The 25,547-nt window shown below is 56.1% G+C and carries 24 protein-coding genes; 9 read left to right on the top strand and 15 right to left on the bottom strand.

From position 1 onward, the window contains the following. Positions 1–62: 62 nt before the first annotated feature. Both EPG66_RS19780 and EPG66_RS19775 read left to right on the top strand, forming a co-directional pair. Positions 63–1,475, top strand: coding sequence for a glycoside-pentoside-hexuronide (GPH):cation symporter (locus tag EPG66_RS19780; RefSeq protein ID WP_010253935.1), 1,413 nt, complete (start codon positions 63–65; stop codon positions 1,473–1,475). Continuing rightward, positions 1,472–2,431 carry a glycoside hydrolase family 43 protein gene (locus EPG66_RS19775; protein WP_039386521.1) on the top strand — a complete coding sequence of 320 codons (960 nt, stop codon included), beginning with the start codon at positions 1,472–1,474 and terminating at the stop codon, positions 2,429–2,431. The genes EPG66_RS19780 and EPG66_RS19775 overlap by 4 nt, the downstream gene beginning before the upstream one ends. Here EPG66_RS19775 and ampE read toward each other — a convergent pair. Together ampE and ampD are read right to left on the bottom strand one after the other, a co-directional pair. Continuing rightward, entirely contained in the window at positions 2,413–3,267 is an 855-nt protein-coding gene (ampE, locus tag EPG66_RS19770; RefSeq protein ID WP_031593556.1) for a beta-lactamase regulator AmpE, read from the bottom strand. The two genes, EPG66_RS19775 and ampE, sit on opposite strands and share 19 nt — an antisense overlap. Before the next feature lie 16 nt (positions 3,268–3,283). Next, on the bottom strand, positions 3,284–3,835 hold the full coding sequence (gene ampD, locus EPG66_RS19765) for a 1,6-anhydro-N-acetylmuramyl-L-alanine amidase AmpD (RefSeq protein WP_010671836.1): 552 nt from the start codon (positions 3,833–3,835) through the stop codon (positions 3,284–3,286). Positions 3,836–4,031: 196 nt separating this feature from the next. Between ampD and nadC the strand changes: the two genes are divergently transcribed. The 4 genes from nadC (at position 4,032) to hofC (ending at position 8,122) form a co-directional block, all read left to right on the top strand. Continuing rightward, positions 4,032–4,928, top strand: a complete 897-nt coding sequence (gene nadC, locus EPG66_RS19760) for a carboxylating nicotinate-nucleotide diphosphorylase (protein ID WP_182687904.1) — start codon at positions 4,032–4,034, stop codon at positions 4,926–4,928. Positions 4,929–5,102: 174 nt separating this feature from the next. Further along, a complete protein-coding gene (gene ppdD / locus EPG66_RS19755) occupies positions 5,103–5,558 on the top strand; it encodes a prepilin peptidase-dependent pilin (protein WP_083070554.1) in 456 nt (151 codons plus the stop codon). Further along, positions 5,545–6,930 (top strand): type II secretion system protein GspE, encoded by a 1,386-nt coding sequence (gspE, locus tag EPG66_RS19750; protein ID WP_182687902.1) that lies wholly within the window; start codon positions 5,545–5,547, stop codon positions 6,928–6,930. Before ppdD ends, gspE begins: the two co-directional genes overlap by 14 nt. Further along, positions 6,923–8,122 (top strand): protein transport protein HofC, encoded by a 1,200-nt coding sequence (hofC, locus tag EPG66_RS19745; protein ID WP_143991231.1) that lies wholly within the window; start codon positions 6,923–6,925, stop codon positions 8,120–8,122. The genes gspE and hofC overlap by 8 nt, the downstream gene beginning before the upstream one ends. Before the next feature lie 25 nt (positions 8,123–8,147). Here hofC and EPG66_RS19740 read toward each other — a convergent pair whose 3' ends face one another. Further along, positions 8,148–9,188: a GMP reductase gene (locus tag EPG66_RS19740; RefSeq protein ID WP_182687900.1), complete on the bottom strand. Its 1,041-nt coding sequence runs from the start codon at positions 9,186–9,188 to the stop codon at positions 8,148–8,150. 234 nt (positions 9,189–9,422) lie between these two features. On the opposite strand from EPG66_RS19740, the gene coaE reads away from it, so the two are divergent. The 3 genes from coaE to yacG are packed head-to-tail and all read left to right on the top strand — an operon-like array spanning position 9,423 to position 10,986. After that, entirely contained in the window at positions 9,423–10,031 is a 609-nt protein-coding gene (gene coaE / locus EPG66_RS19735; protein WP_031594288.1) for a dephospho-CoA kinase, read from the top strand. A gap of 4 nt (positions 10,032–10,035) precedes the next feature. Further along, positions 10,036–10,779, top strand: a complete 744-nt coding sequence (gene zapD / locus EPG66_RS19730; RefSeq protein WP_010671830.1) for a cell division protein ZapD — start codon at positions 10,036–10,038, stop codon at positions 10,777–10,779. A gap of 9 nt (positions 10,780–10,788) precedes the next feature. Then, positions 10,789–10,986 carry a DNA gyrase inhibitor YacG gene (gene yacG / locus EPG66_RS19725; RefSeq protein ID WP_010253903.1) on the top strand — a complete coding sequence of 66 codons (198 nt, stop codon included), beginning with the start codon at positions 10,789–10,791 and terminating at the stop codon, positions 10,984–10,986. A 35-nt stretch (positions 10,987–11,021) separates the two neighbouring features. Here the strand turns inward: yacG and mutT are convergent, their stop codons facing one another. The 12 genes from mutT to murD all read right to left on the bottom strand — a co-directional run bounded on the left by mutT (position 11,022) and on the right by murD (position 25,545). After that, positions 11,022–11,417: an 8-oxo-dGTP diphosphatase MutT gene (gene mutT, locus EPG66_RS19720; protein WP_031594287.1), complete on the bottom strand. Its 396-nt coding sequence runs from the start codon at positions 11,415–11,417 to the stop codon at positions 11,022–11,024. Positions 11,418–11,571: 154 nt separating this feature from the next. Beyond that, complete coding sequence (gene secA, locus EPG66_RS19715) at positions 11,572–14,280, bottom strand: preprotein translocase subunit SecA (RefSeq protein ID WP_022625411.1); 2,709 nt, start codon at positions 14,278–14,280, stop codon at positions 11,572–11,574. A 74-nt stretch (positions 14,281–14,354) separates the two neighbouring features. Next, positions 14,355–14,861, bottom strand: a complete 507-nt coding sequence (secM, locus tag EPG66_RS19710; RefSeq protein WP_329608306.1) for a secA translation cis-regulator SecM — start codon at positions 14,859–14,861, stop codon at positions 14,355–14,357. 300 nt (positions 14,862–15,161) lie between these two features. Continuing rightward, positions 15,162–16,079 (bottom strand): UDP-3-O-acyl-N-acetylglucosamine deacetylase, encoded by a 918-nt coding sequence (lpxC, locus tag EPG66_RS19705; protein ID WP_010253894.1) that lies wholly within the window; start codon positions 16,077–16,079, stop codon positions 15,162–15,164. 101 nt (positions 16,080–16,180) lie between these two features. Beyond that, positions 16,181–17,335, bottom strand: coding sequence for a cell division protein FtsZ (gene ftsZ, locus EPG66_RS19700; protein ID WP_010253892.1), 1,155 nt, complete (start codon positions 17,333–17,335; stop codon positions 16,181–16,183). 71 nt (positions 17,336–17,406) lie between these two features. After that, positions 17,407–18,663 (bottom strand): cell division protein FtsA, encoded by a 1,257-nt coding sequence (gene ftsA / locus EPG66_RS19695; RefSeq protein WP_010253890.1) that lies wholly within the window; start codon positions 18,661–18,663, stop codon positions 17,407–17,409. Then, complete coding sequence (ftsQ, locus tag EPG66_RS19690; protein WP_039386502.1) at positions 18,660–19,499, bottom strand: cell division protein FtsQ; 840 nt, start codon at positions 19,497–19,499, stop codon at positions 18,660–18,662. Before ftsQ ends, ftsA begins: the two co-directional genes overlap by 4 nt. 1 nt (position 19,500) lies before the next feature. Beyond that, positions 19,501–20,421, bottom strand: a complete 921-nt coding sequence (locus EPG66_RS19685; protein ID WP_010253885.1) for a D-alanine--D-alanine ligase — start codon at positions 20,419–20,421, stop codon at positions 19,501–19,503. After that, the gene (gene murC, locus EPG66_RS19680) at positions 20,411–21,889 is read right to left on the bottom strand and encodes a UDP-N-acetylmuramate--L-alanine ligase (protein WP_083070557.1); all 1,479 of its coding nucleotides are present in this window, start codon (positions 21,887–21,889) and stop codon (positions 20,411–20,413) included. The genes EPG66_RS19685 and murC overlap by 11 nt, the downstream gene beginning before the upstream one ends. 70 nt (positions 21,890–21,959) lie before the next feature. Continuing rightward, a complete protein-coding gene (gene murG / locus EPG66_RS19675; RefSeq protein ID WP_064703397.1) occupies positions 21,960–23,018 on the bottom strand; it encodes an undecaprenyldiphospho-muramoylpentapeptide beta-N-acetylglucosaminyltransferase in 1,059 nt (352 codons plus the stop codon). Then, on the bottom strand, positions 23,015–24,229 hold the full coding sequence (gene ftsW / locus EPG66_RS19670; RefSeq protein WP_010253879.1) for a cell division protein FtsW: 1,215 nt from the start codon (positions 24,227–24,229) through the stop codon (positions 23,015–23,017). Before ftsW ends, murG begins: the two co-directional genes overlap by 4 nt. Then, positions 24,229–25,545 carry a UDP-N-acetylmuramoyl-L-alanine--D-glutamate ligase gene (gene murD, locus EPG66_RS19665; protein WP_039386495.1) on the bottom strand — a complete coding sequence of 439 codons (1,317 nt, stop codon included), beginning with the start codon at positions 25,543–25,545 and terminating at the stop codon, positions 24,229–24,231. The genes ftsW and murD overlap by 1 nt, the downstream gene beginning before the upstream one ends. Between the last annotated feature and the right edge of the window lie 2 nt (positions 25,546–25,547).

Here is a 25,547-nt window from a genome sequence, read left to right as displayed (position 1 = left end):
CGTTCATCTCGCTGATTTCCTGACAATAATTCCTGTTCACACTGGATGCGCAGGAGAAAACCATGAAAGGTACAGCCCTCCCGTTTCGGGAAAAACTGGGATATGGCATGGGCGATGCCGGATGCAACATGATTGGCGGCGCCATCATGCTGTTCCTGAACTACTTCTATACCGACGTTTTCGGCCTTGCCCCGGCGCTGGTGGGGACCCTGCTGCTCTCGGTCAGAGTGCTCGATGCGGTAACCGATCCGATTATGGGCGCGATCGCCGATCGCACCCAGAGCCGCTGGGGCCGTTTTCGTCCCTGGCTGCTGTGGGTTTCCGTGCCTTATGTCGTCTTCAGCGTAATGATGTTCACCACGCCAGACTGGACCTACCACAACAAGGTGATCTGGGCCTTCGTCACCTACTTCCTGATGTCGCTGACCTACACGGCGATTAACATCCCTTACTGCTCTCTGGGCGGCGTGATTACCAACGATCCTGGTGAGCGCGTCTCCTGCCAGTCTTATCGCTTTGTCATGGTCGGCATCGCTACGCTGATACTCTCTCTGTCCCTGCTGCCGATGGCAGAGTGGTTTGGTGGCGAAGACAAAGCGCGCGGCTACCAGATGGCGATGGCGGTACTGGCAACCATTGGCCTGGCGATGTTTCTGTTCTGCTTTGCCACGGTACGTGAACGTATCCGCCCTGCCGTGCCGAGCAATGATGACCTGAAAAAAGATCTGCGTGACGTCTGGAAGAATGACCAGTGGGTACGCATTCTCCTGCTGACCTTCTGTAACGTCTGTCCCGGCTTCATCCGCATGGCGGCCACCATGTATTACGTGACCTGGGTCATGGGCCAGTCAACGCACTTCGCCACGCTGTTTATCAGCCTGGGTGTGATTGGCATGATGGTCGGCAGCACGCTGGCGAAACTGCTCACCGATCGCTGGTGCAAACTCAAAGTCTTCTTCTGGACCAATATCGCGCTGGCACTCTTCTCCAGCGGGTTCTACTGGATCGATCCCCATGCCACCGTGATGGTCGTGGTCGCTTACTTTGTGCTGAATATCCTGCACCAGATCCCCTCTCCGCTGCACTGGTCACTGATGGCCGATGTGGATGACTACGGCGAATGGAAAACCGGCAAACGCATCACCGGCATCAGCTTCTCCGGCAACCTGTTCTTCCTCAAGGTGGGACTGGCGGTTGCCGGTGCGATGGTCGGCTTTCTGCTGTCGATCTATGGCTACAATGCAGGCGCTAAGCAGCAGTCACCTGAGGCGATTAACGGCATCATGCTGCTGTTCACCATTATTCCGGGTGTCGGCTATCTGATTACCGCCGGTGTGGTACGACTGATGAAGGTCGACCGCAAAATGATGATTACCATTCAGCAGGATCTCGCGCTGCGCCGCGAAAACTTCCATGAGTTACACACCGTTCGCCTGCGCGACGGTGTTGTCACGCCAACCGGAGATGTTAAATGACCGCAATCTTGCCGAATCCTTTTATCGAGCAGCGCGCCGACCCCTTTATCCTGCGCCATGAACAGTACTATTACTTTGTAGCATCGGTGCCAGAGTATGACCGGCTGGAGATCCGTCGCGCCACGACGCTGGCCGGCCTGCGCAGCGCCGAGCCGGTGGTCGTCTGGCGCAAGCCCGAGAGTGGCCCCTTTAGCGAGTTAATCTGGGCACCTGAGCTGCACTACATTGACGGACAGTGGGTCATCTATTTCGCGGCAGCACCGACGCGTGAAATCAAAGAGGGACTGTTTCAGCACCGGATGTATGCGCTGGTGTGTGAGGCGGAAGATCCGCTGCAGGGGGAATGGCAGCCCTGCCGCCGGGTGTTCAGCCAGTTTGACAGCTTCTCACTGGATGCCACCCACTTCGTGCATCAGGGTAAAAACTGGTATCTCTGGGCGCAGAAAGATCCATTGATTCCCGGCAACTCTAACCTCTATCTGGCTGAGCTGCTTAATCCCTGGACGCTGAAAGGCACGCCGGTGATGCTGAGCCGGCCAGAATATGAGTGGGAGTGCGCAGGCTTTAGTGTTAATGAAGGACCGGCGGTTATCCGTCACGGGGATCGGCTGTTTGTGACCTACTCTGCCAGCGCCACCGATGAGAATTACTGTCTGGGAATACTGTCGATTGCTGCTGATGCCGATCCGCTTGATGTCGCCGCATGGCAAAAGTCTGCACGGCCGGTATTTGTCTCCAGCTGGGACAACCATCAGTATGGGCCGGGTCACAACAGTTTTACCCAGGATGAGGCGGGACGCGACGTGCTGGTGTACCACGCACGTAACTACACTGAAATTGAAGGCGATCCGTTATGGGATCCGAACCGCCATACACGACTGAAATATTTCAGCTGGCGGGAAGATGGCACGCCTGATTTCGGCGTGCCACCTGCTGATTACACCAGCGTACCGTAAATCGTCAGCAACGCGACAGCGACCACCAGTACCAGTGAGGTACGTTTCGCTAACGCCACGGCAACCCGTGGCGTTTCGACTTTATCGGTGTGCGGATCGCGTGACAGTGAGAACTGCGCCAGAGTCGTCAGCACCTGATACTGAGAACGATGCCGGTCGGTCAGCGAAGCAAACCAGGCGGGCAGCGCTTTTTCGCCATGACCCAGCAGGGCGTAAGCCACACCCGCCAGCCGCACCGGGATCCAGTCGAGAAGATGCAGAATGGCATCCACGCCAGATTGTGAACGCGCCATCGGTGTTCCGTGCTTTGCCAGCCAGCCTTGCCAGGCCCGCAGAAAAGCGTAACCCACCAGCAGCACCGGCCCCCACGGACCGCCCACCACCAGCCAGAACATTGGCGCAAGGTAGAAACGGAAGTTTATCCAGATCAGGGCATTCTGCAATTCACGCAGGAACTCGCGCTCGCTGCATTCCACCGGCACGCCATGAATCAGCGTCAGTTCAGCCGCCATCGCCTGATGCGCAGCGTCGTCATCATGACTGGCCGCTTTCAGGTAGCTGTGGTAGTGCTGCCGCACCGACCCGGCACCGATACAGAGCAGTCCGGCAACAATCCAGAAGAGCAGTTGCAGCACGCCAAACAGCAGCCCTTTCAGACTCCAGATCACCAGTGCGGTCAGCGCCATCGCCAGCACGGTCATCAGCAGGGTGCGCATCATTGAGAAATGGTGGCGCTGGCGAAAGATCGGCTCCAGCCGGTGTTCGAGCTGCCAGTGCTCGCCCAGTTTAAACAGGCGCTCCCAGCCTAAAACCAACAACAAGGTAAACAACGTCATACTGACTCCGCAAAAATCAGGATTTTTGCTGCGTTAACAGCTGTTTGTAGTAGTCCCAGTCAAAAGCAGGTCCGGGATCGGTTTTGCGTACCGGTGCGATGTCACTGTGCCCCGTGATACGTGCAGGCGTTAACGGGTAGTGTTGCAGCAGTAATTGCGTCACCTGCTGCAAAGCCCGATATTGCGCCTCGCTATAAGGCTCACTGTCTGTCCCTTCCAGTTCGATGCCTATGGAGAAGTCGTTGCAGTTTTCACGTCCTTCGAACTGCGAAATGCCCGCATGCCAGGCGCGTTTATCAAAGGGGACATACTGCACGATCTCCCCGTCACGGCGAATCAGGCAGTGTGCCGCCACTTTCAGCGCGGCGATATCCGCAAAATAGGGATGGGCATCGGGCGGTAAGGTGCCGGTGAACAGTTTATCGATCCATGGCCCGCCAAATTCACCGGGTGGCAGGCTGATATTGTGGATAACCAGCAGTGAAGGTGCCTCATTATCAGGGCGTTCGTTGCAATGCGGCGACGGCACATGACGCACGCGGGTCAGCCAGCCCTGTTTGATTTTCATAGCGGTTTTCCTTATTTCACCCGGCTGAGAATAGCATGAATAATAAAGGATTCTTGTTTCTTAGTGTGCCGGTCTGATGACATTCACGCACTGCGTGTTAAGGATACTAAACAAAATGCGACCAGTTGCTGGAACCGAATGGCGGTTCAGGCTATTGTGACCGCCTCTGTCATTCCCCTTTCTGGAGAAAACGCTTATGTCATCCCGTGGTTATGATCCTGACAGCCGTCGTCAGGCATTGATTAAACGCATTGAAAGTGACATCCCTGATGCCGTTGCGCAGGCGTTAAAAGAGGATCTTGGTGGTGAGATTGATGCTGACCGCGATATTACCGCACAGCTGTTACCTGCCGATACCCAGGCCGATGCGCAGGTCATCACCCGCGAAGCCGGTGTTTTCTGTGGTAAACGCTGGGTTGAAGAGGTGTTTATTCAGCTCGGTTCGCATGCAACCCTTATATGGCATGTCGAAGATGGTGATCAGATCGAGGCTGACCAGCTGCTGTTTGAAATCGAGGGGCCTGCCCGGCTGCTGCTGACCGCCGAGCGAACGGCGCTTAATTTTGTGCAGACGCTCTCAGGCGTTGCTACCGAAGTCAGCCGCTATGCCGCGCTGCTGGCGGGAAGCCAGACGCAACTGCTGGACACGCGTAAAACCCTGCCCGGACTGCGGACTGCGCTGAAATATGCCGTGTTGTGCGGCGGTGGCAGTAATCATCGGCTGGGCCTCTCTGACGCTTACCTCATCAAAGAGAACCATATTATTGCCAGCGGCTCGATTCGGCAGGCAGTGGAAAGAGCGCAATGGCTGCAGCCCGATGTGCCGGTTGAAGTTGAGGTGGAATCGCTGGAGGAGTTACGTCAGGCGCTGGAAGCGGAAACCGATATCGTGATGCTGGATAACTTCAGCCTGGAAGCGATGCGTGCCGCCGTCGAACTTAATCAGGGTCGGGCGTTGCTGGAGGTCTCCGGTAACGTCACCGAAACCACCCTGCCACAGATCGCCCTGACCGGCGTGGACTATGTTTCGGTTGGCGCGCTGACCAAGCATGTGCGGGCGCTGGATCTCTCGATGCGCTTTAAACAAAAATAGCCTGCCTCGCCGTCACTCAACACGGCGATTTTGCGACCCTGCTTCCGGCGCAGTTTCGACTGCGCTGTAAGTCTGAAATCTGTTCACATCATACTTTCCAGTTTGCCCATCTCTGCCTGTCTTTCACTGCTCCCGATTTTTAACCTGTCGCCTTCTTAATACGGAGACGATGTGATGAATTATCAACGTGGATTTACGCTGGTTGAACTGATGATTGTGGTGGGTATTGTGGCAATCTTAAGTGCTATCGGCCTGCCCGCTTATCAAAATTATCTGCAGCGTGCTGCCCTTACTGACATGCTGCAAACCATGGTGCCCTATAAAACCGCTGTTGAGCTTTGCGCCATGGAGCGCGGCGGCCCGACGCAGTGCCAGGCCGGAGAAGCGGGTATTCCTGCTGCCAGGGGATCGCGCTATGTCTCAGCACTGAGCGTGACCAACGGGGTCATTACGCTGACCGGCCAGGAGAGCCTGAATGGGCTGAGCGTTGAAATGCTGCCGCTCTGGGACAGCACCGAGGGCGGCATCAGCTGGCAACGCAACTGCACCAGCAGCAACAATAGCCTGCGCGACAATTGCCTGCAGCAGTTCCGCTTTGCGGATAAAGGAGCCAGCGATGAGCAAGCCTGATGAGGCGATCGCGGCATTATGTCAGCGCTATCGTGCCCTGGTTTTGCACCATGATGCCAGCCAGCTGCGTGTTGCCGTCGCGGAAAGCGTGCCGCCAGGGCTGGCTGAAGCCCTCCATTTTGCCAGCCAGTGTCAGATTGAGATTGAATGCTGGCCGCAGGCCCGGCTCGACCAGCTTCAGCACGCTGACACACCGCTGGTGGCGCGCGAAGAGGCGCCCACAGAATCAGCGATCGAAGCGACACAGCTGATCCTGCGTCAGGCGCTGGAGCGTCGCGCCTCTGATGTACATATCGAACCCGGCCGTAATGGCCTGCGTGTGCGTCTGCGTATCGATGGTGTATTGCACCCTCTATCTTCCCTGCCCGCCACCCAGCCTGCTGCGCTGCTGGCGCGACTAAAGATCCTCGGCGGACTGGATATCGCCGAACGCCGGTTACCGCAGGATGGTCAGTTCAGTCTGGAGATCGCCGGTAAACCCGCCTCTTTTCGCCTGGCGACCTTACCCATCTACGGTGGTGAGAAAGCGGTGGTCCGGCTGTTGCAGAGTGAAAGCGCGGCGCTGTCGCTGGATAAGCTCGGCTTACCCGCCGCGCAGTTGCGCCTGTTCTGCGCCGCGCTGGCGCAGCCGCAAGGGCTGATTCTGGTCACCGGGCCTACCGGCAGCGGCAAGACGTTTACGCTCTATAGCGGACTCAGTGCCCTGAATACGCCGGAAAAAAATCTGTGCAGCGTTGAAGATCCGATTGAGATCCCCCTGCCCGGCATTAACCAGACGCAGATCCATGCTAAAAACGGCCTCGATTTTAACCGCGTGCTGCGGGCGCTGCTGAGACAGGATCCGGATGTGATCATGGTCGGGGAGATCCGCGATGCTGAAACGGCGGAGATTGCGGTTAAAGCGGCACAGACCGGACATCTGGTGCTTTCGACTCTGCACACCAACTCCACCGCCGAGACCCTGACCCGGCTACGACAGATGGGCATTCCCGGTTATCTTCTGGGCTCGGCACTGAAACTGATTGTTGCTCAGCGTCTGGTTCGACGCCTTTGCCCCCATTGCCGTCAGCCCGCTCAGGCGGTGGCGCACTATCCTGCGGAACTCTGGCCCGGTACCTTGCAAACCTGGCGAGCTCCCGGCTGCGACCACTGTTTTTCCGGCTATTTTGGCCGTCTGGCACTGTTTGAACTGCTGCCGATCAATGCCAGGTTGCAAAATGCGATCGCCGCCGAAATGCCGCTGGAGAATCTGCTCAGCCTGGCGAAACAGCAGGGATTACGCACTCTGCTGGTGTCTGGCCTGGAAGCAGTAAGCCGGGGCGATACCTCGCTGGAAGAGATGCAACGAGTGATTGGGCTGGACGATGGCTGATGCGTCTTTATTTCGCTGGCAGGCGGTCGATAGCCAGGGCCAGTTAGTCAGTGGCCAGCTACTGGCTATCGACAGTGATAACCTGCTGCTGATGCTGGCGCAGCGCGACCTTCTGCCGGTGAGCTGGAAACGAGAAAAAGTGTGGCGTCAGAGGGAGTGGAAGTGGCAGCACAAAACCGATCTGATTCGTCAGCTGGCAACCCTGCTCAAAGCGGGACTGCCGCTGGCAGAGAGTCTGGCTTTGCTGGCTGAGGGCCATCCGCATGCAGGCTGGCGGGCTCTGATGCTTGTCCTGCATCATCGGGTACTCAGCGGCGCCCCTTTTTCTCAGGCTTTACGTGAATGGCCGCAGATTTTTCCGGCGCTCTATCCGGCCCTGATGGAGGTGGGCGAACTGACCGGTCAGCTGGATACCTGTTGCAGTGAGCTGGCCCGGCAGCAGATCCGGCAGCAGCAGTTATGGCATCAGGTGGCGAAGGCGCTGCGCTATCCTCTGTTCATTCTGCTGGTGGCGATTGCGGTCACCTGCGGCATGCTGCTGTTCGTTCTGCCAGAGTTCGTTGCCGTCTATGACTCCTTTGATGCCCCCCTGCCCGCCTTTACGGCAGCGGTAATGCAGTTATCTGCCGCGCTTCAGGAGTGGGGAGCGGTGTTAGCCATCGGCGTATCGCTGATGCTGGCAGCCTGGCATCAGTTACGACGACGCTCTGCGGGCTGGCAACGCCGTGAGCAGGCGATTTTCCTGCGCATCCCGCTGCTTTCCGGGTTATGGCGTGGCACGCAGCTGACGCAGATCTACACCATTCTGAATCTGACACAGCGCGCCGGGTTAACTCTGCTACAGGGACTGGCAGCCGTTGAAGTCACGCTCTCATCATTGCTATGGCGGGAAGCAATGGCCGGACTGCAGCAGCACATTGCTCAGGGGAATCCTCTGCATCAGGCGCTGATGCATCATCCGCTGTTCACACCATTATGCGGTCAGCTGGTTCGCGTCGGCGAAGAGGCGGGCGCGCTGGATTTAATGCTGGCTCGTCTGGCGGAATGGCATGAGGCAGAAACCCGTGAGCGCGCTGACACACTGGCTGCTTCGCTGGAACCGATGATGATGGTGGTGATTGGCGGCATTGTCGGCACGCTGGTGATTGCGATGTATCTGCCGGTGTTCGGGCTGGGTGATGCAATGCATTAAGGGGCGCAGGCTGCGCCCCGGATAACTATCGGTTGAAAACCCGGTTTTCCTGCTCATTAACCCGGATAAAGGTGGTGCGCTTGGTCAGCTCTTTCAGCCGCTCCGCACCCACGTAAGTGCAGGCGGAACGCAGTCCACCCAGGATATCGCGCGCGGTGTCAGCAACCGGGCCACGCAATGGCAGCTTCACCGTTTTACCTTCTGCTGCGCGATATTGCGCCACACCGCCAACGTGACGCTTCATCGCCGATTCGGAACTCATGCCGTAAAACAGCATAAAGCTTTCGCCATTCTCTTCAACCACCTGCCCTTCACACTCATCATGTGCCGCCAGCATGCCACCCAGCATCACGAAGTCGGCACCGCCGCCAAACGCTTTCGCAATATCGCCAGGCACTGAGCAGCCGCCATCACTGACAATCTGTCCGCTTAAGCCATGCGCCGCATCGGCACATTCAATGACAGCGGAAAGCTGCGGATAACCCACGCCGGTTTTCACCCTGGTTGTACAGACCGAACCCGGACCAATGCCGACTTTGACGATATCCGCGCCAGAGAGAATCAGCTCCTCCACCATTTCGCCCGTTACCACGTTACCGGCACAGATGGTTTTAGCCGGGAAGGTTTCACGGGCGCGCTGCAGAAAATCAACAAAATGCTGAGAGTAGCCGTTGGCCACGTCGATGCAGATAAACTGCAGATCGTCTGACAGCGCCATAATCGCGACCAGTTTATTGAGATCGGCCTCCGAGGTGCCGGTTGAAACCATCACATGTTTCAATACCGTCGCGGGGACGCGCTGAATAAACGCGCGCCACTCATCTACTCTGTAATGCTTATGGACTGCTGTAAGGATATTGAAGCTGGCCAGCGCCTCAGCCATTGAAAATGTGCCAACGGTATCCATGTTGGCGGCGATAATCGGTACGCCGCTCCAGCTCAGGCCCGAATGTCTGAAGGTAAAGCTGCGTTCCAGCTCAACCTGTGAGCGACTTTGCAGCGTGGAGCGTTTGGGGCGGATTAAGACATCTTTAAAGCCCAGTTTTAAATCTTCTTCAATACGCATAAACAGTGTCCTGGTAAGTGGCAATGAATCGTCGTTCACGAAGTAAGCACAGCTCCAGTGACGTTATGATACGCGCCTCTCGCTGCGCGACAAGACTGCGAATTTCACTTTATTTACGCTACAATCCGTTAAATTTAATTGTGCTTTATCGGTGTGATCTGACGCGCATTTTTGCGTTTTTTATTCAGATCATTACCCTGAAGCCCTGTCGAACAGAGAAGTCAGGTGAGAAACATGCCCTATATCGTCGCGCTTACAGGGGGGATCGGCAGTGGTAAAAGTACGATTGCCCAGGCATTCGCAGCGTCTGGTGTGGAAATTATTGATGCTGACCTGATAGCACGTGAAGTTGTCGAACCCGGCACACCCGCTTTGCAGGCCATTCAGGCGCGTTATGGCGCGTCGATAGTGACTGATGAGGGGAAGCTTGACCGTAGCCGACTTCGCGACATTATTTTTCAGCAGCCGGAAGAGAAAAGCTGGTTAAACGCGCTGCTGCATCCACTGATTAATGCCCGGACGCATCAATTGATCGCCGAAGCCACCACACCTTATGTGCTCTGGGTGGTGCCGCTACTGGTGGAAAATCAGTTACAGCACCAGGCTGATCGGGTACTGGTGGTGGATGTTGATGAGGCAACGCAGTTAGCGCGCACCCGGCAGCGTGATCATCTTTCCGTCGCCCAGGCAAAACGCATTCTTGCCGCACAGGCGACGCGCCAGCAGCGCCTCGCCTGTGCCGATGACATTATTGATAACAGTGGCGAGCCCGACGACGCCTTGCCGCAGGTTGCCGAACTCCATCAGCGCTATCTCAGGCTGGCGGCAACGAAACAGGATTAATACCATGAGCACACCCGTTCTGTTTGAACACCCACTGAATGAAAAAATGCGAACCTGGTTACGGGTTGAGTTTTTGATCAATCAGTTAGATGAAATTGTCCCACTGGATAAAACCGTTAATGCGCTAACCTTTTTTCGCCTGATTAGCGAGTTGCTCGATATTTTTGAGCGGGGCGATATGCGTACTGAATTGTTAAAAGAGCTGGAGCGTCAGCAGCAAAAGTTACGTGCATGGGCTGATGTGCCAGGTGTTGATATGACGCTGGTTAATGCCCTGCGCGATAAACTCAAAATTCAGTCGACGCAGTTAATGAATGCCCCACGTATGGGCCAGCAACTCCGCGAGGACCGTCTGATTGCCCTGGTGCGGCAGCGCCTGAGCATCCCTGGTGGATGCTGCAGCTTTGATTTGCCGGGCCTGCACATCTGGCTCCATCTGCCGCAGGAAGCACGCGATGCGCAGGTCGAAGCCTGGATGCAGACGCTGGAGCCGCTGCATCATGCGCTGGCGATGATACTGGACCTGATCCGCCAGTCCGGCGCGTTTCATGTGCAGACCAGCCTTAATGGTTTTTATCAGGATAATGCCGAAGGCGCCGATCTGCTGCGACTGCAGTTGTCGCTGGAGGATGCGCTCTATCCACAGGTGTCCGGACATAAAAGCCGCTACGCCATTCGTTTTATGCCGCTTGATAGTGAGCGCGGTGAAGTTCCGGCTCGCCTTAATTTTCAACTGGCCTGTTGTTAGAGGTAAAAAATGCAGCAAGAAGTGATGACCGTTGCCTGTCCGCAGTGCGGCAAAGATGTGATCTGGGATGAGCTCAGCCCGTGGCGCCCCTTTTGCAGTAAGCGCTGCCAGCTCATCGATTTAGGTGAGTGGGCCGCAGAAGAGAAACGTATTCCCAGCCGCGACGATATGAACGACAGTGACAACTGGAGTGAAGAGGATCGCTGATAGCCGAACCGGATGGGGCGCGCAGCCCCATCCGATCAGAGTTCGCCAGCAATCAGACGCGCAATCAGCTGATGATTCGCGGGCGGAAACTCCTCCGCGACCAGCGCATGCTGATCCACCCAACGCTGCGGCTGGCCCTCTTTGCCCCACGGCTCTCCTTTCCACCCTTCAACCAGAAAGAAATGCAGCGTCACCCGCAGATCGTCATAGCTATGGTCTGCATGACCGATCGGGCGTGCCTGGGTGACTTCAATCCCGGTCTCTTCCTGAAGTTCCCTTATCAATCCCTGTTCGGCGCTTTCGCCCGCTTCAATTTTACCGCCAGGAAACTCCCACTTGTTCGCCATGTAAGAGGTCGCCGCGCGCTGGGCAAGGAAAATTTGTTTACTGGCATTGCGAATGATGCCAACTGCAACCTGCAGGTGCTTCATGGAGACTATCCGGTAGTAATGGGTGAATGAAGCCTGATTTTAGAGCATGCCGTAGCGGATGTTAACCGCTTTAGCTCAGCGGAGTCGCAGTTGCCTGGGTGGCAGAGACCATAAAAAAAGGAGCCAGCGGCTCCTTTTTTATTAGCATTCAGTCTCAGGCGATGCGGCCATGACACTGCTTGTACTTTTTACCGGAACCACATGGGCAGGGATCGTTGCGGCCGACTTTGCGTTCGCCACTCTGCTCCGCCACAGGCTCTGCTGCTGCCAGCAGATCCTCTTCAACATGGCTCAGCTGCTGTTGCTGTGCCAGACGTTCAGCTTCTTCGCGACGTTGTTGCTCCATCGCTTCAACTTCTTCTGGCATGCGCACCTGGACTTTGCTCAGCGTACTGATCACTTCATATTTCAGTGATTCAAGCATCGCGGCAAACATAGCGAAGGATTCACGCTTGTACTCCTGCTTCGGATCTTTCTGCGCATAGCCGCGCAGATGGATGCCCTGACGCAGATAGTCCATCGCGGCCAGATGCTCTTTCCACAGCGAATCCAGCGTCTGAAGCATCACGCCTTTTTCGAAGTTGCGCATCATCTCTGCGCCAACGATCTCTTCTTTCTCAGCGTAGCTTTCCATGGCATGGGTCATGATGCGCTCACGCAGCACTTCTTCATGCAGGTCAGGCTCTTTATCCAGCCACTCTGCAATCGGCAGGTTCAGATCGAAGTCAGTACGCAGACGCTCTTCCAGGCCTGGCACATCCCACATCTCCTCCAGCGACTGCGGCGGAATGTAAGTATCGATGGTAACTTTGTAGACGTCGTGGCGAATGCTGTTGATGGTTTCGCTAACGTCAGACACATCCAGCAGTTCATTACGCTGACTGTAGATGGCGCGACGCTGGTCATTAGCCACATCATCATATTCCAGCAGCTGCTTACGAATATCGAAGTTACGGCTTTCAACTTTGCGCTGGGCATTGGCAATCGCTTTGGTGACCCACGGATGCTCAATCGCTTCGCCTGGCTTCATGCCCAGTTTACGCATCATATTCGAGACGCGGTCTGAGGCAAAAATACGCATCAGCGCATCTTCCATTGAGAGGTAGAAGCGAGAAGAACCGGCGTCACCCTGACGACCTGCACGACCACGCAGCTGGTTGTCGATACGACGCGATTCGTGACGCTCAGTACCGACGATGTGTAAACCACCTGACGCCAGTACCGCATCATGACGAATCTGCCATGCCGCTTTAATCTCTTCGATTTGCGCTTCAGTTGGCTCTTCCAGTTCGGCCACTTCAGCGTGCCAGCTGCCGCCCAGCATAATATCCGTACCACGTCCGGCCATGTTGGTGGCGATAGTGACCGCACCTGGCTGACCGGCCTGCGCCACGATATCTGCTTCGCGGGCGTGGAATTTGGCGTTCAGTACGTTATGTTTGATACCGGCACGGGTCAGTTCGTTAGAGACCACTTCTGATTTCTCAATCGAGATGGTCCCCACCAGTACCGGCTGACCATTTGCAGTACGCTCACGGATATCTTCGATAATGGCATCGATCTTCTCTTTCTCGGTCATGTAGACCAGGTCAGCCAGATCTTTACGCACCATCGGACGGTTGGTCGGCACGACAATGGTGTCGAGCTTATAAATGGAGCTGAATTCAAATGCTTCGGTATCAGCGGTACCGGTCATACCGGCCAGCTTCTCGTAAATACGGAAGTAGTTCTGGAAGGTGATAGAGGCCAGCGTCTGGTTCTCGTTCTGGATCTCAACGCCTTCTTTCGCTTCAATCGCCTGATGCAGACCATCAGACCAGCGACGACCCTGCATGGTTCGGCCGGTGTGTTCATCAACAATCACCACTTCGCCATCTTTCACGATGTAATCCACATCGCGGGTAAAGAGTGCGTGCGCACGCAGCGCCGCGGTGACGTGGTGCATCAGCATGATGTTGGTCGGAGAGTAGAGTGACTCGCCCGCTTCCATGATGCCCTGGCTGACCAGCAGCTCTTCCACTTTGACCAGACCGCGCTCAGACATGTGAGCCTGACGCGCTTTTTCATCGACCCAGAAGTCGCCTTCACCCTGATGGGTTTCGGTATCTTCTTTATCCTGGCGAACCAGATGAGGGATGATCTTGTTCACTTTGGTGTAAAGCTCAGAACTGTCTTCCGCCGGACCAGAGATGATCAGCGGGGTACGCGCTTCATCGATCAGGATGGAGTCGACCTCATCCACCAGCGCATAGTGCAGTTTACGCTGTACACGCTCTTCCGGGCTGAAAGCCATGTTGTCGCGCAGGTAGTCAAAGCCATATTCGTTGTTGGTGCCGTAGGTGATGTCTGCTGCGTAAGCTTCACGCTTTGCCACCGCCGGCAGGCCCGACATGTTGATACCAATGGTTAAACCCAGGAACTCAAACAGCGGACGGTTGTTTTCCGCATCACGCTGTGCCAGATAGTCGTTGACGGTAACCACGTGAACGCCTTTGCCGGACAGCGCATTCAGGTAGGCCGGCAGCGTTGCGGTCAGCGTTTTACCTTCACCGGTTCGCATCTCAGCAATGCAGCGATCGTTCAGCACCATGCCGCCGATCAGCTGCACGTCGAAGTGACGCATCCCGAATACGCGTTTACTCGCTTCACGCACGGTTGCGAACGCTTCCGGGATCAGGCTTTCCAGCGATTCACCTTTTTTCAGGCGTTCGCGGAACAGATCCGTTTTCGCTTTCAGTTCATCATCAGAGAGCTTCTCAAAATCGGGCTCCATCTTATTGATGACGTCCACCACTTTACGCATACGACGCAGCGTACGATCGTTACTGCTACCAAAAACCTTGGTTAATATTTTGCTTAACATAATAAATATATTCTCAATTCAGCCGGAGCATTCCGGACTGCGAAATCTAAACAGAGTGAATAAAACCAAAAATATTAGCAGAACAATCGGGCAGGTCCGGCGCGTATGCCATGCACGCTGGCATGCCATTCTACCCATGAGCGGGTAACGGCCATGAAAAGAGGCGGCGTAGTGATCTGCTGCGGTGCAGTGTGCAGCGCAGAATGTGATGTCAGTAAACTATGCAGTGAGTCGATCAGCGCCAGCTTTTGTGCCGCCAGCGGTAATGTCTGTTGCTCCGCCTGCGCCTGGGGCGCCAGCGTGAAAGAGAGATGACGAATAACGGTGCGGATGGCGTGCTGATGCCAGTAATCCACGCTGAAGCTCGGGCGTCGGGATGCTTCCTGCAGCCGGATCAGGTGATCAAAGCGTGTGGCATTGCCAAGAAAGAGACTGCTGGCCGGAGATTCAGACGACGCGTTGAGTTCGGAGCTTTGCGCACAGGCTGGCAGGCCAAAGCTGGCCGCTACCATCCCTAACAGGAGATGAGGCCAGAAATAGCGTCTACCTAATTGTCGCCAGCGCAGAAGAATCCCGATCACAACCTTTCCATCGCGCATGCTCTGTTGCGCTCTTGTTTTCTGGTACCCGCCGCGAGCCGCAACGGATTTCGGCCTGTAAAAGCGCCACAGATAGTATCATTAATGTGGGGCATCCACACCTGGGATTAAAGTGATGGCGAGAGAAAACGCGTGTGATTGTTCAGCAAATCAGCAGAACAGACAACGCTTTGCGAGCGAGGTCGCAGTCATCAGGCGTGTGATAAGAGGCAATAAAAAACGGCTGGCGCCGCTGACCGGAGAGGGTGTCAGCATAACCAGCCGTTTCACGTTCCGGGGTAATTAAGCCAGAACCAGATTCGGTGCTTTGAATGCCAGCGGCAGTTCAGCTTCGTCTTCGAAGGTTGCCCATTCCCAGGCTTCCTGCTTAGCCAGAACCGCTTGCAGCAGCTTGTTGTTCAGCGCGTGGCCCGATTTAAACGCAGTGAATGCGCCAATGATGTTGTGACCACACATAAACAAGTCGCCAATCGCGTCCAGCATTTTGTGACGGACAAACTCATCCTCAAAACGCAGGCCTTCTTCATTCAGTACGCGGAAATCATCCAGACCTATCGCACAATCTAAGCTACCGCCCAGGCACAGGCCTTTAGACTGCAGATATTCGATTTCACGCATAAAGCCAAATGTACGCGCCCGGCTGATTTGGCGAACAAAGGCGTCAGCAGAGAAGTTCATCGCATAACGCTGTGAGCTGGAATCGATGGCCGGGTGTTTGAAGTCGATGGTGAAATCGAGCGAGAAGCCGTTAAACGGTTTGATCTCGGCCCATTTGTCACCCTCTTCCACACGCACGGTCTGCTTAACACGCACAAATTTCTTCGCGCTGTTGAGCTGCTCGATGCCCGCATCCATCAGCAGATAGATAAACGGTGCTGCGCTGCCATCCATGATCGGGATTTCTGGCGCATCGACTTCAACAATAATGTTGTCGATACCCAGACCCGCCAGGGCGGCATTGAGGTGTTCAACCGTGGAAATACGCACGCCTTCATCATTCACCAGGCAGGTACTCAGCATGGTGTCGCGCACGTATTTTGCATCAGCCGGAAAATCTACCGGTGGATTCAAGTCGGTGCGACGATAGATGACCCCGGTATTAGCCGACGCAGGGCGTAATGTCAGGGTGACTTTTTTGCCGGTATGTAAACCGACACCAGTCGCCTGAACAATACGTTTTAATGTCCTTTGTTTGATCATCGTATTATCTCGCAATATCACCTGTCCGACCGCCAGTATACTTTACCAGCGGACAGAGACTTTAGCACAAAGAGCGGAGAATCCCAATTATAGGGTTAATCCTAATCGGCCTGCTTACGTAAAAAGGCCGGAATATCAAGATAATCGGGCTCTTTGTTCGACTGCGCAGCCTGGTCGTTAACGACTTTGGCAGCAGGCTTCTGCTCCTGCGGCAGCGGTGACATACCGTGCTGCTGATAGCGATGATCCATCACTGGCTGACTGGCTGGCTTGTTGGTCACCAGGGTGATTTCAGGACGCTTGTCCATGCCGATACCGGTTGCCACCACGGTGACGCGCAGTTCGTCATTCATTTCCGGATCCAGTGAGGTACCGATCACGACGGTCGCGTTGTCAGAGGCGAAGGCGCGGATAGTGTTACCCACGGTCTCGAACTCATCCAGACGCAGGTCGAAGCCCGCCGTAATGTTGACCAGCACGCCACGCGCACCAGAAAGGTCGATATCTTCCAGCAGTGGGCTGGAGATCGCCATTTCAGCCGCTTCTTCCGCACGATCTTCACCGCACGCGACGCCTGAACCCATCATCGCATAGCCCATTTCGGACATGACGGTACGCACGTCAGCAAAGTCGACGTTCATCAGGCCAGGACGGGTGATCAGCTCAGCGATACCCTGAACGGCGCCTTTCAGCACGTCATTAGCTGCACCAAACGCATCCAGCAAAGAGATACCACGGCCCAGCACTTTCAGCAGCTTGTCGTTTGGAATGGTGATCAGTGAATCGACATGCTTAGAGAGTTCGGCGATCCCCTGCTCGGCAAACGCCATGCGCTTTTTGCCTTCGAAGTTGAACGGCTTGGTGACAACCGCCACCGTCAGGATACCCAGCTCCTTAGCCACTTCAGCCACGACAGGCGCTGCACCGGTACCGGTACCGCCGCCCATACCTGCTGCGATGAAGACCATGTCTGCCCCTTCCAGCGCAGAACGCAGTGCTTCGCGATCTTCTTCTGCAGAGTTACGGCCCACTTCCGGGTTCGCACCCGCACCCAGACCTTTGGTAATGTTATTACCGATCTGAATGGTCTGGCCGACAGCTGTTTTACGCAGCGCTTGCGCGTCGGTATTCACAGCAAAGAATTCCACACCTTCGATACGCTCGCGTACCATGTGCTCTACGGCGTTACCGCCGCCGCCACCGACGCCGATGACTTTAATCACCGCGTCGTTGGTTAATTCCATAGGTTCAAACATGATTTCTCTCCGTTATGTGCCTGTCGCCTGGAGATCACTAAAGAAAACAGCATGATCCCCTTTCACAAAAATTAAAACTCTTTTTTTAACCAACTGTTAATACGCTTGAACCAGTTACCTACTGAGACCCGTTTTTCGGTCTCTGCATCACCGTTCATGTGCGACTCTTTGCCGTAATGCAACAGTCCCACGGCAGTGGAGTAGTACGATTCCTGCGCATAGTCAGTCAGGCCGGTAATATTCAGCGGCTGTCCGATACGCACCTGCGTATGGAATACGCGTTGCGCACAGGCCGCCAGTCCTTCGATTTGCGCTGCACCACCGGTCAGGACAATGCCTGCGGCTAAGTGATGCTTCACGCCCTGCTGACGCAGTTGTTCCTGTAACTGCAGAATCTCGTCATTGACCAGATTCAAAAGTTCGGTGTAACGCGGCTCAATCACTTCAGCCAGCGTCTGACGTTGCAGGCTACGTGGTGGACGTCCGCCCACACTCGGCACCTCAACGTTCTCATCTTTGCCGACAATCGAGCCCAGCGCGCAACCATGGCGCACTTTGATCGCCTCAGCATCCGTTGGTGGTGTACCAAACGCATAGGCGATGTCGCTGGTAACGACGTTGCCTGCATACGGAATAACCTTAGTGTGCCGTAAAGCGCCGCCGGTATATACGGCTATGTCCATTGTACCGCCACCAATATCGACAACACACACGCCCAGCTCACGTTCGTCTTCAGTCAGAACGGCAAAACTGGAGGCGAGACCGGCAAAAATCAGCTGATCCACTTTCAGCCCGCAACGTTCAACGGCTTTAACGATGTTCTTCGCCATGTCGTTGTGGCAGGTGATCAGATGCACTTTCGCCTGCATACGCACGCCAGAAAGCCCGACCGGATTTTTAATCCCTTCCTGATAGTCAATGGCGTACTCCTGAGGAATGACGTGCAGGATGCGATGCTCGTCACGTACTCTCACCGATTTGGCGGTGTGTACGACGTTCTCTACATCATCCTGAGTCACTTCCTCTTCGGAAATCGGAACCATCCCGATTTCGTTCTGACAACTAATATGTTTGCCCGATAAAGCAAGGTAGACGGAGGAGATCTGGCAATCTGCCATCAGCTCAGCCTGATCGATGGCGCGCTGAACGCATTTCACCACCGACTCAAGGTCGTTTACGCCACCTTTATCCATACCGCGGGAAGGGCAGCTGCCCACCCCAATAATGTTGACCATACCATCGGGCAGAACTTCCCCAACCAGGGCGGCAACCTTCGCAGTGCCGATTTCGAGTCCAACTACCAGTTTTCTGTCCGTTGCCTTGATCATTGTTGTTTAGCCTGTGCCTGGTTCTGTTGCTGATTACTGTCCTGTGGCTCCATCACGATCGGTGTCCAGCCAACAGAAGCGCCAGAGTCGTATCGTAAATCCACGTAGCTGATACGTTTGCTCTCGTTCTGACCTTGCTGTTGCAGCACCGGGTAGAGCTCAATAAAGCGATTCAGTCGTTTCATGGTATCGCTGCGGCCCAGTTCGATACGAACATCATCGCTGGTGACCAGCTGCCATGAACGCCGCGCCGTCATCGACGCCACCTTCAGAGTAAACTTTCGGGCTTTCAGCACATCATCCATGCTGTGATAGCCCGCCAGGACCTCTTTCTCACTCCCTTCCGGCCCGTACAACATCGGCATTGTCTCTTTGCCGACATGACTGGCGGGTACGCTGAAGGAGACACCCTCAGCATCCACCATGTGCAAATCGTTCCAGCGCGCCACCGGTGTGTACTCCACAAGGTGGATCTTCAGTTCGTCCGGCCACTGCTTACGCACGCTGACCTGCTTAATCCAGGGCAGCCGCTCAATCTGCTGCTGCAGGATGTCCACATCCTGAGACATAAACGTACCAGGCGGACCCAGCGACAAAATCGCCTGACGAATATCATCGTGTGTGGTGTAGTGCGTCTGTCCTGTCACCACCAGTTTTGACAATGGCAGCCGGGACGCATCGTTCATCCACTTCAGTACCACCAGCCCGCCGGCAACCATAATCCCGATGACGATCAGCAGAAAAACAATGCCGAACAGTCGGGCACCGTTACTGCGCCCGGTGCGAATACGCTCCTGCGGTTCACGGTTTCGAACTCTCATCGCCGCCTGTGACATATCAGTCGGCCAGCTCCAGAATATGGGCAACCAGCTGCGGGAAGCTCATGCCCGCCTGTTTCGCTGCCATTGGCACCAGACTGTGGCTGGTCATGCCCGGTGAGGTATTGGCTTCCAGTAACTGAAAGCGCCCTTCCCCATCGGTCATTACATCAACCCGTCCCCAGCCGCGACATCCCAGCGCACGCCAGGCCGCCAGTACCAGCTGCTGTAATTCCGCTTCACGTTCAGCGCTTAAATCGGCCGGACAGACGTACTGAGTATCGTCAGAAATGTATTTAGCTTCATAGTCATAGAACTCGCTGGCGCTCTTTATTTCAATCGAGGGCAGAATACGATCGCCCACAATCGCGACGGTATACTCCGCGCCGCTAAGAAACGCCTCGACCAGCACGTCATTGTCGTGCTTAAACGCCATGTCCAGTGCCGCCGGCAGCGCGCTCAGATCGTTAACCCGGCTGATGCCCACGCTGGAGCCTTCACAGGCTGGCTTCACAAATAGTGGCAGGCCAAGCGCCGCAATTGCCGCGTTGTTCTCTGCGTCCAGACCGGCATCAAACTGCTGGCGTGTCAGCCAGACAAACTTTCCTGACGGTAAACCACGTCCCTGCCACAGCAGCTTGGTGCGCAACTTATCCATGGTCACGGCCGATGCCATCACGCCGCTGCCGGTGTACGGCAGTTGCAGGAACTCCAGCACCGCCTGCAGCGTGCCATCTTCTCCGCCCCGGCCATGCAGCGCGATAAAGGCTTTGGTAAAGCCCTGCTCTTTCAGCGTCAGCACAGAGACATCACGGGTATCGATGCCATGTGCATCAATGCCCATTTCCCGTAATCCGGCGAGGACGGCCTGACCCGAGTTCAGCGAAACCTCGCGCTCTGCCGAGGTGCCACCCATTAATACTGCAACTTTATCCGCCATGACGATCCTCCGCTTTGCGTTCCGGCTGTAGCTTAGTATCAGCCAGCTTGCGGGCAACCTTGCCGATGTTACCGGCTCCCTGCACCAGAATCAGGTCATTGCCTGACAGCAGCGGTGCCAGCATCTCTGGCAGCGCGTCATGTTCCGGCACCAGAATCGGATCCACCTTGCCGCGATTACGAATCGCACGGCACAGCGAACGACTGTCAGCACCCGGAATGGCGGTTTCACCGGCCGGGTAAACATCCAGCATCAGCAACACATCTACATGCGACAGTACGTTGGCGAAATCATCAAACAGATCGCGGGTACGGCTGTAACGGTGCGGCTGAAACACCATCACCAGTTTTTTATCCGGCCAGCCTGCGCGCGCGGCTTTAATTGTCGCGTCCACTTCGGTGGGATGATGACCGTAATCATCAACCAGCATCGCGGTGCCCGGCTGTCCATTGACCGGCTCTGTCGGGAATTCACCCAGCAGATCAAAGCGACGGCCCGTGCCCTGGAAACTCTCCAGCGCAGCCAGGATAGCATTGTCTTCAATGCCCTCTTCACTGGCGACGGCGACGGCGGCTGCCGCATTCAGGGCATTGTGGCGACCCGGCGCGTTCAGCGTAATCTGCAGCGGTGCTTTATCCTGACGGATCAGGGTGAAATGCCCCTGCGCGCCACTCTGTTCATAATTTTCAATGCGCAGGTCAGCATCATCACTGAATCCGTACGTGGTGATATGGCGTCCCACGCGTGGGATCAGGTCACGAATAACCGCATCATCCACACACATCACCGCACGACCGTAAAACGGCAGGTTGTGCAGGAAGTTAATAAACGTCTGCTTCAGGTTCTCAAAATCGCCCTGATAGGTGTCCATATGGTCAGCTTCGATGTTGGTCACAATCGCCACCATCGGCTGCAGATGCAGGAACGACGCATCGCTCTCATCCGCTTCAGCAATCAGATACCGGCTGTGGCCCAGACGGGCATGGGTGCCTGCTGCTTTGACCAGTCCGCCGTTAACAAAGGTCGGATCGAGACCCGCTTCCGCATAAATACTCGACACCATCGCCGTGGTGGTCGTTTTGCCATGGGTACCCGCAACGGCGATGCCGTGACGAAAACGCATCAGCTCAGCCAGCATCTCCGCGCGACGGATCACCGGGATACGCTGTTCACGTGCCGCCACCAGTTCTGGGTTATCCTGCGAAACGGCGCTGGAAACCACCACAACGCTGGCATCGGTCACGTTTTCGGGGCGATGGTTAAAATAAATGGTGGCACCCAGCGCAATCAGGTTCTGCGTCACCGGGTTAGGAGCCAGATCTGAACCGCTGATATGGTAGCCTTCATTTGCTAACACTTCGGCAATACCGCCCATGCCAGCACCGCCGATGCCGACAAAGTGGATGTGCCGGACGCGACGCATCTCGGGCACGATAGAACGCAGTTTTGCCAATTGTTGTGTATTCATCGCTCTCAGTTACCTGCTATTTCAGTTTGTACCCAGTCCGGGTACAGGTCAGACGCGCTGACCGGAATGATTACTTTGCGGCGCGAGCCACTTCCTGAGCGACCCGTTCAGTCGCATCGGGGATCGCCACCTGACGGGCCTGCTCAGCCATCGTCAGCAGTGTTGCGCGATCCCAGTGGCGTAGCTGATCCGCTACAGCCTCCGCAGTAAATTGCGGCTGCTCAAAAATTCTGGCGGCGCCCGCTTTCTCCAGCGGCAGCGCGTTCCAGTACTGCTGGCGATCTTTGTGCTGAAATGGCACGAAAATCGCCGGTAAACCAGCGGCAGCGACTTCGCTCACGGTTAACGCGCCGGAGCGGCACACCACCACATCAGCCCAGGCGTAGGCGGCAGCCATGTCATCAATAAACTCGGTCACCTTGTGCTGCGTCTGCCCGACCTGCTGATAAGCTTTCTCTGTTTCGGGCAACGACCCTTTACCGGTCTGATGCCACAGAGTGATCTCATCACCCACCAGCGCGGCAACCTGCGGCAGCGTCTGGTTCAGTATCCGCGCACCCTGACTGCCACCGATCACCAGCACCCGTATCGGGCCATGACGATCCGCCAGACGCTGCGCGGGTAAAGGCAGTGCCAGTACATCAGTGCGAACCGGATTTCCCACTACATCGGCGGCGGGAAACGCGCCCGGAAACGCCTGCAAGACTTTAGTGGCGATTTTCGCCAGCCATTTGTTAGTCAGCCCGGCAATGCCGTTTTGCTCATGCAGTACCACCGGAATACCGCAGCTCCAGGCCGCTAAGCCGCCAGGACCGGACACGTAGCCACCCATGCCAAGCACGACATCCGGCTGCCAGGCCTTCATGATGCGACGGGCCTGACGCCATGCATTAAAGATGCGCAGCGGTGACAGCAGCAACGCCTTCATGCCTTTACCACGTAATCCGCTGATGCGGATGAAGTCGATGTCGATGCCGTGCTTTGGCACCAGATCGGCTTCCATACGGTCGGCAGTGCCTAACCAGCGGACCTGCCAGCCCTGTTCCATCAGATGATGGGCGACAGCCAGACCGGGAAAGACATGTCCGCCGGTTCCGCCTGCCATCACCATCAATCGCTTACCGCTCATCGACCACCTCGGGTAAACGCCTGCGCTTTCGCCAGGCGCGTTTCATAATCTATGCGTAATAAAAAGACGATGGCAGTCGACATAATGATCAGACTTGACCCACCGTAACTGATCAGCGGTAAGGTCAGACCTTTGGTCGGTAACATACCGGCTGCCGCACCGACGTTAACCAGCGCCTGGAAGCTAAACCAGACTCCGATTGAACAGGCTAAAAAACCGGAAAAACGCTGATCCAGTTCCAGAGCACGACGGCCAATCGACATCGCACGAAAAGCGACGAAGAATACCATTAAAAGTGCCATTACCACACCGACGTAGCCGAGTTCTTCCCCGATGATGGCGAAAATAAAGTCGGTATGCGCTTCGGGCAGATATTCCAGCTTTTGCACGGAGTTACCGAGCCCCTGGCCCCAGAATTCCCCGCGACCAAATGCCATCAGTGACTGGGTCAGCTGGTAGCCGCTACCAAAGGGATCTTCCCACGGGTTCCAGAACGAGGTCACACGGCGCATACGGTAGGGTTCTGCAATGATCAGCAGAATCACCGCAAAGATGCCGGAACCGATGATTGCCAGGAACTGCCACAGTTTGGCCCCCGCCAGGAACAACATCGCCAGGGTCGTCACAAACAGCACAACCACCGTACCGAGATCCGGCTGCGCCAGCAGTAATACGGCCAGCACCACCATCACGCCCATCGGCTTACAGAAGCCCCAGAAGTTGTTACGCACCTCTTCCACTTTGCGCACCAGATAACTGGCGAGATAGCAGAACAGAGAGAGCTTCGACAGCTCTGCAGGCTGAATACGCAGCGGACCCAGCGCGATCCAGCGCGATGCACCGTTAACCGAGCTACCGACTACCAGAACAATCAGCAGCATCGCGACCGTGACCATCAGCATCACGTTGCTGTAGCGCTGCCAGAAATCCATCGGCACCCGCAGCGTGACCAGCGCCATACATACAGCCAGCACGATGTAGAAGGCATCGCGCTTGGCAAAATAAAAGAGATCGTCATTCAGACGCTGACCCACCGGCATTGAAGCCGACGTCACCATCACGAAACCAATCACCGCCAGGCCCAGCGTCAGCCATAGCAGTGTGCGGTCATAGAGCACCAGCGAAGAGTCATCACTTTCGCGTGCGCCCATGACCCAGTCTTTCAGGCGTCCTGAGAAATATCCCGCCAGTCCGGCGCCAGGAATACGCATCAGCTCAGCTCCTTCGCCAGTTGCGCGAACTGCTCACCGCGCTGCTCAAAGTTACGGAACTGGTCAAGGCTGGCGCAGGCTGGCGACAGCAGAACCATATCGCCTGCTTTAACCTGCGGCGCAATCTGCTCCATCGCCTGGCGCATGGTTTCAGTGCGCACGGCGATCTCTGGACGCAGCGCTGCCAGCGCATCGCCATCGCGACCAAAGCAGTAAAGGCGCACATTGTCGCCCTGCAGCCAGGGGATCAGCGGCGTAAAATCGGCCGACTTGCCATCACCACCCATCAGCAGCCACAGCGTTCCCTTCACCTGCAGGCCATTCAGCGCCGCTTCGGTGCTGCCGACGTTGGTCGCTTTGGAGTCATTGATCCAGCGCACGCCCTGATGCTCATGGACCAGCTGGAAGCGATGCGCCAGACCGTTAAAGTGCGTTAAGGCAGCCAGGCTGGAGGCACGTGGCAGACCCACCGCATCGGCCAGCGCCAGCGCAGCCAGCGCATTGGTGTAGTTGTGCTGTCCCACCATCTTCATTTCGGCCGTGTTCAGGACTTTCTCACCTTTCACCCGCAGCCAGATACTGCCCTGCTGCTTGTTAAGGTGGTAGTCTCCGAAATCGACACCAAAGCTGACGCAGCGGGTGTCCGCGCCGCGTACCGGCATCGTCAGGGCATCATCGGCGTTAACGATGCAGACCTGTGCATTCTCATAAACCCGCAGCTTAGCGGCGCGATACTGCTGCATACCCAGCGGATAGCGATCCATATGATCTTCGCTGACGTTAAGTATGGTTGCCGCCGCGGCTTTCAGACTGTGCGTGGTCTCCAGCTGGAAACTGGAGAGTTCCAGTACATAGAGTTGCGCTGGTGACTGCAGCAGGCTCAGCGCGGGCAGACCAATATTGCCACCGACGCCCACCTGCCAGCCTGCGGCTTTCGCCATTTCACCCACCAGCGTCGTGACCGTGCTTTTACCGTTGGAGCCGGTGATCGCCACGATCGGCGCCTGCGCCTCGCGGCAAAAGAGCTCAATGTCACCGACAATTTCGATGCCGGCTTCGACGGCTTCGCTGAGAATCGGATGCGCCAGCGCGACGCCAGGGCTGGCAACAATCAGATCGGCCGCCAGTAGCCATTCACCGTTGATACCGCCCAGATGGCGTTCAACCTGCCCGGGCAATTTATCCAGCCCCGGCGGCGAGACACGGGTGTCCATCACGCGAGGCGTCACGCCCTGCGCTAAAAAGAAATCAACACAGGAGAGCCCGGTTAGGCCCAGCCCGATGATGACGACTTTTCTACCCCGATAGTCAGCCATGA

The organism is Pantoea pleuroti (assembly GCF_014156615.1).
Taxonomy (GTDB): Bacteria; Pseudomonadota; Gammaproteobacteria; order Enterobacterales; family Enterobacteriaceae; genus Pantoea; species Pantoea agglomerans.
The sequence above is the reverse complement of the archived record's forward strand: the minus strand, read 5'-3'. Positions and strand labels throughout refer to the sequence as shown.

Bases quoted from the DNA above. Each gene is read 5' to 3' on its own strand.
- EPG66_RS19685 (WP_010253885.1), bottom strand. From the start codon at position 20,421: ATGGCGGATAAAGTTGCAGTATTAATGGGTGGCACCTCGGCAGAGCGC.
- ftsQ (WP_039386502.1), bottom strand. From the start codon at position 19,499: ATGTCACAGGCGGCGATGAGAGTTCGAAACCGTGAACCGCAGGAGCGT.
- hofC (WP_143991231.1), top strand. From the start codon at position 6,923: ATGGCTGATGCGTCTTTATTTCGCTGGCAGGCGGTCGATAGCCAGGGC.
- yacG (WP_010253903.1), top strand. From the start codon at position 10,789: ATGCAGCAAGAAGTGATGACCGTTGCCTGTCCGCAGTGCGGCAAAGAT.
- ftsW (WP_010253879.1), bottom strand. From the start codon at position 24,229: ATGCGTATTCCTGGCGCCGGACTGGCGGGATATTTCTCAGGACGCCTG.
- ampD (WP_010671836.1), bottom strand. From the start codon at position 3,835: ATGAAAATCAAACAGGGCTGGCTGACCCGCGTGCGTCATGTGCCGTCG.
- ftsZ (WP_010253892.1), bottom strand. From the start codon at position 17,335: ATGTTTGAACCTATGGAATTAACCAACGACGCGGTGATTAAAGTCATC.
- mutT (WP_031594287.1), bottom strand. From the start codon at position 11,417: ATGAAGCACCTGCAGGTTGCAGTTGGCATCATTCGCAATGCCAGTAAA.
- ampE (WP_031593556.1), bottom strand. From the start codon at position 3,267: ATGACGTTGTTTACCTTGTTGTTGGTTTTAGGCTGGGAGCGCCTGTTT.
- ftsA (WP_010253890.1), bottom strand. From the start codon at position 18,663: ATGATCAAGGCAACGGACAGAAAACTGGTAGTTGGACTCGAAATCGGC.
- murD (WP_039386495.1), bottom strand. From the start codon at position 25,545: ATGGCTGACTATCGGGGTAGAAAAGTCGTCATCATCGGGCTGGGCCTA.
- zapD (WP_010671830.1), top strand. From the start codon at position 10,036: ATGAGCACACCCGTTCTGTTTGAACACCCACTGAATGAAAAAATGCGA.
- murC (WP_083070557.1), bottom strand. From the start codon at position 21,889: ATGAATACACAACAATTGGCAAAACTGCGTTCTATCGTGCCCGAGATG.
- nadC (WP_182687904.1), top strand. From the start codon at position 4,032: ATGTCATCCCGTGGTTATGATCCTGACAGCCGTCGTCAGGCATTGATT.
- EPG66_RS19775 (WP_039386521.1), top strand. From the start codon at position 1,472: ATGACCGCAATCTTGCCGAATCCTTTTATCGAGCAGCGCGCCGACCCC.
- EPG66_RS19780 (WP_010253935.1), top strand. From the start codon at position 63: ATGAAAGGTACAGCCCTCCCGTTTCGGGAAAAACTGGGATATGGCATG.
- lpxC (WP_010253894.1), bottom strand. From the start codon at position 16,079: ATGATCAAACAAAGGACATTAAAACGTATTGTTCAGGCGACTGGTGTC.
- coaE (WP_031594288.1), top strand. From the start codon at position 9,423: ATGCCCTATATCGTCGCGCTTACAGGGGGGATCGGCAGTGGTAAAAGT.
- EPG66_RS19740 (WP_182687900.1), bottom strand. From the start codon at position 9,188: ATGCGTATTGAAGAAGATTTAAAACTGGGCTTTAAAGATGTCTTAATC.
- gspE (WP_182687902.1), top strand. From the start codon at position 5,545: ATGAGCAAGCCTGATGAGGCGATCGCGGCATTATGTCAGCGCTATCGT.
- ppdD (WP_083070554.1), top strand. From the start codon at position 5,103: ATGAATTATCAACGTGGATTTACGCTGGTTGAACTGATGATTGTGGTG.
- murG (WP_064703397.1), bottom strand. From the start codon at position 23,018: ATGAGCGGTAAGCGATTGATGGTGATGGCAGGCGGAACCGGCGGACAT.
- secA (WP_022625411.1), bottom strand. From the start codon at position 14,280: ATGTTAAGCAAAATATTAACCAAGGTTTTTGGTAGCAGTAACGATCGT.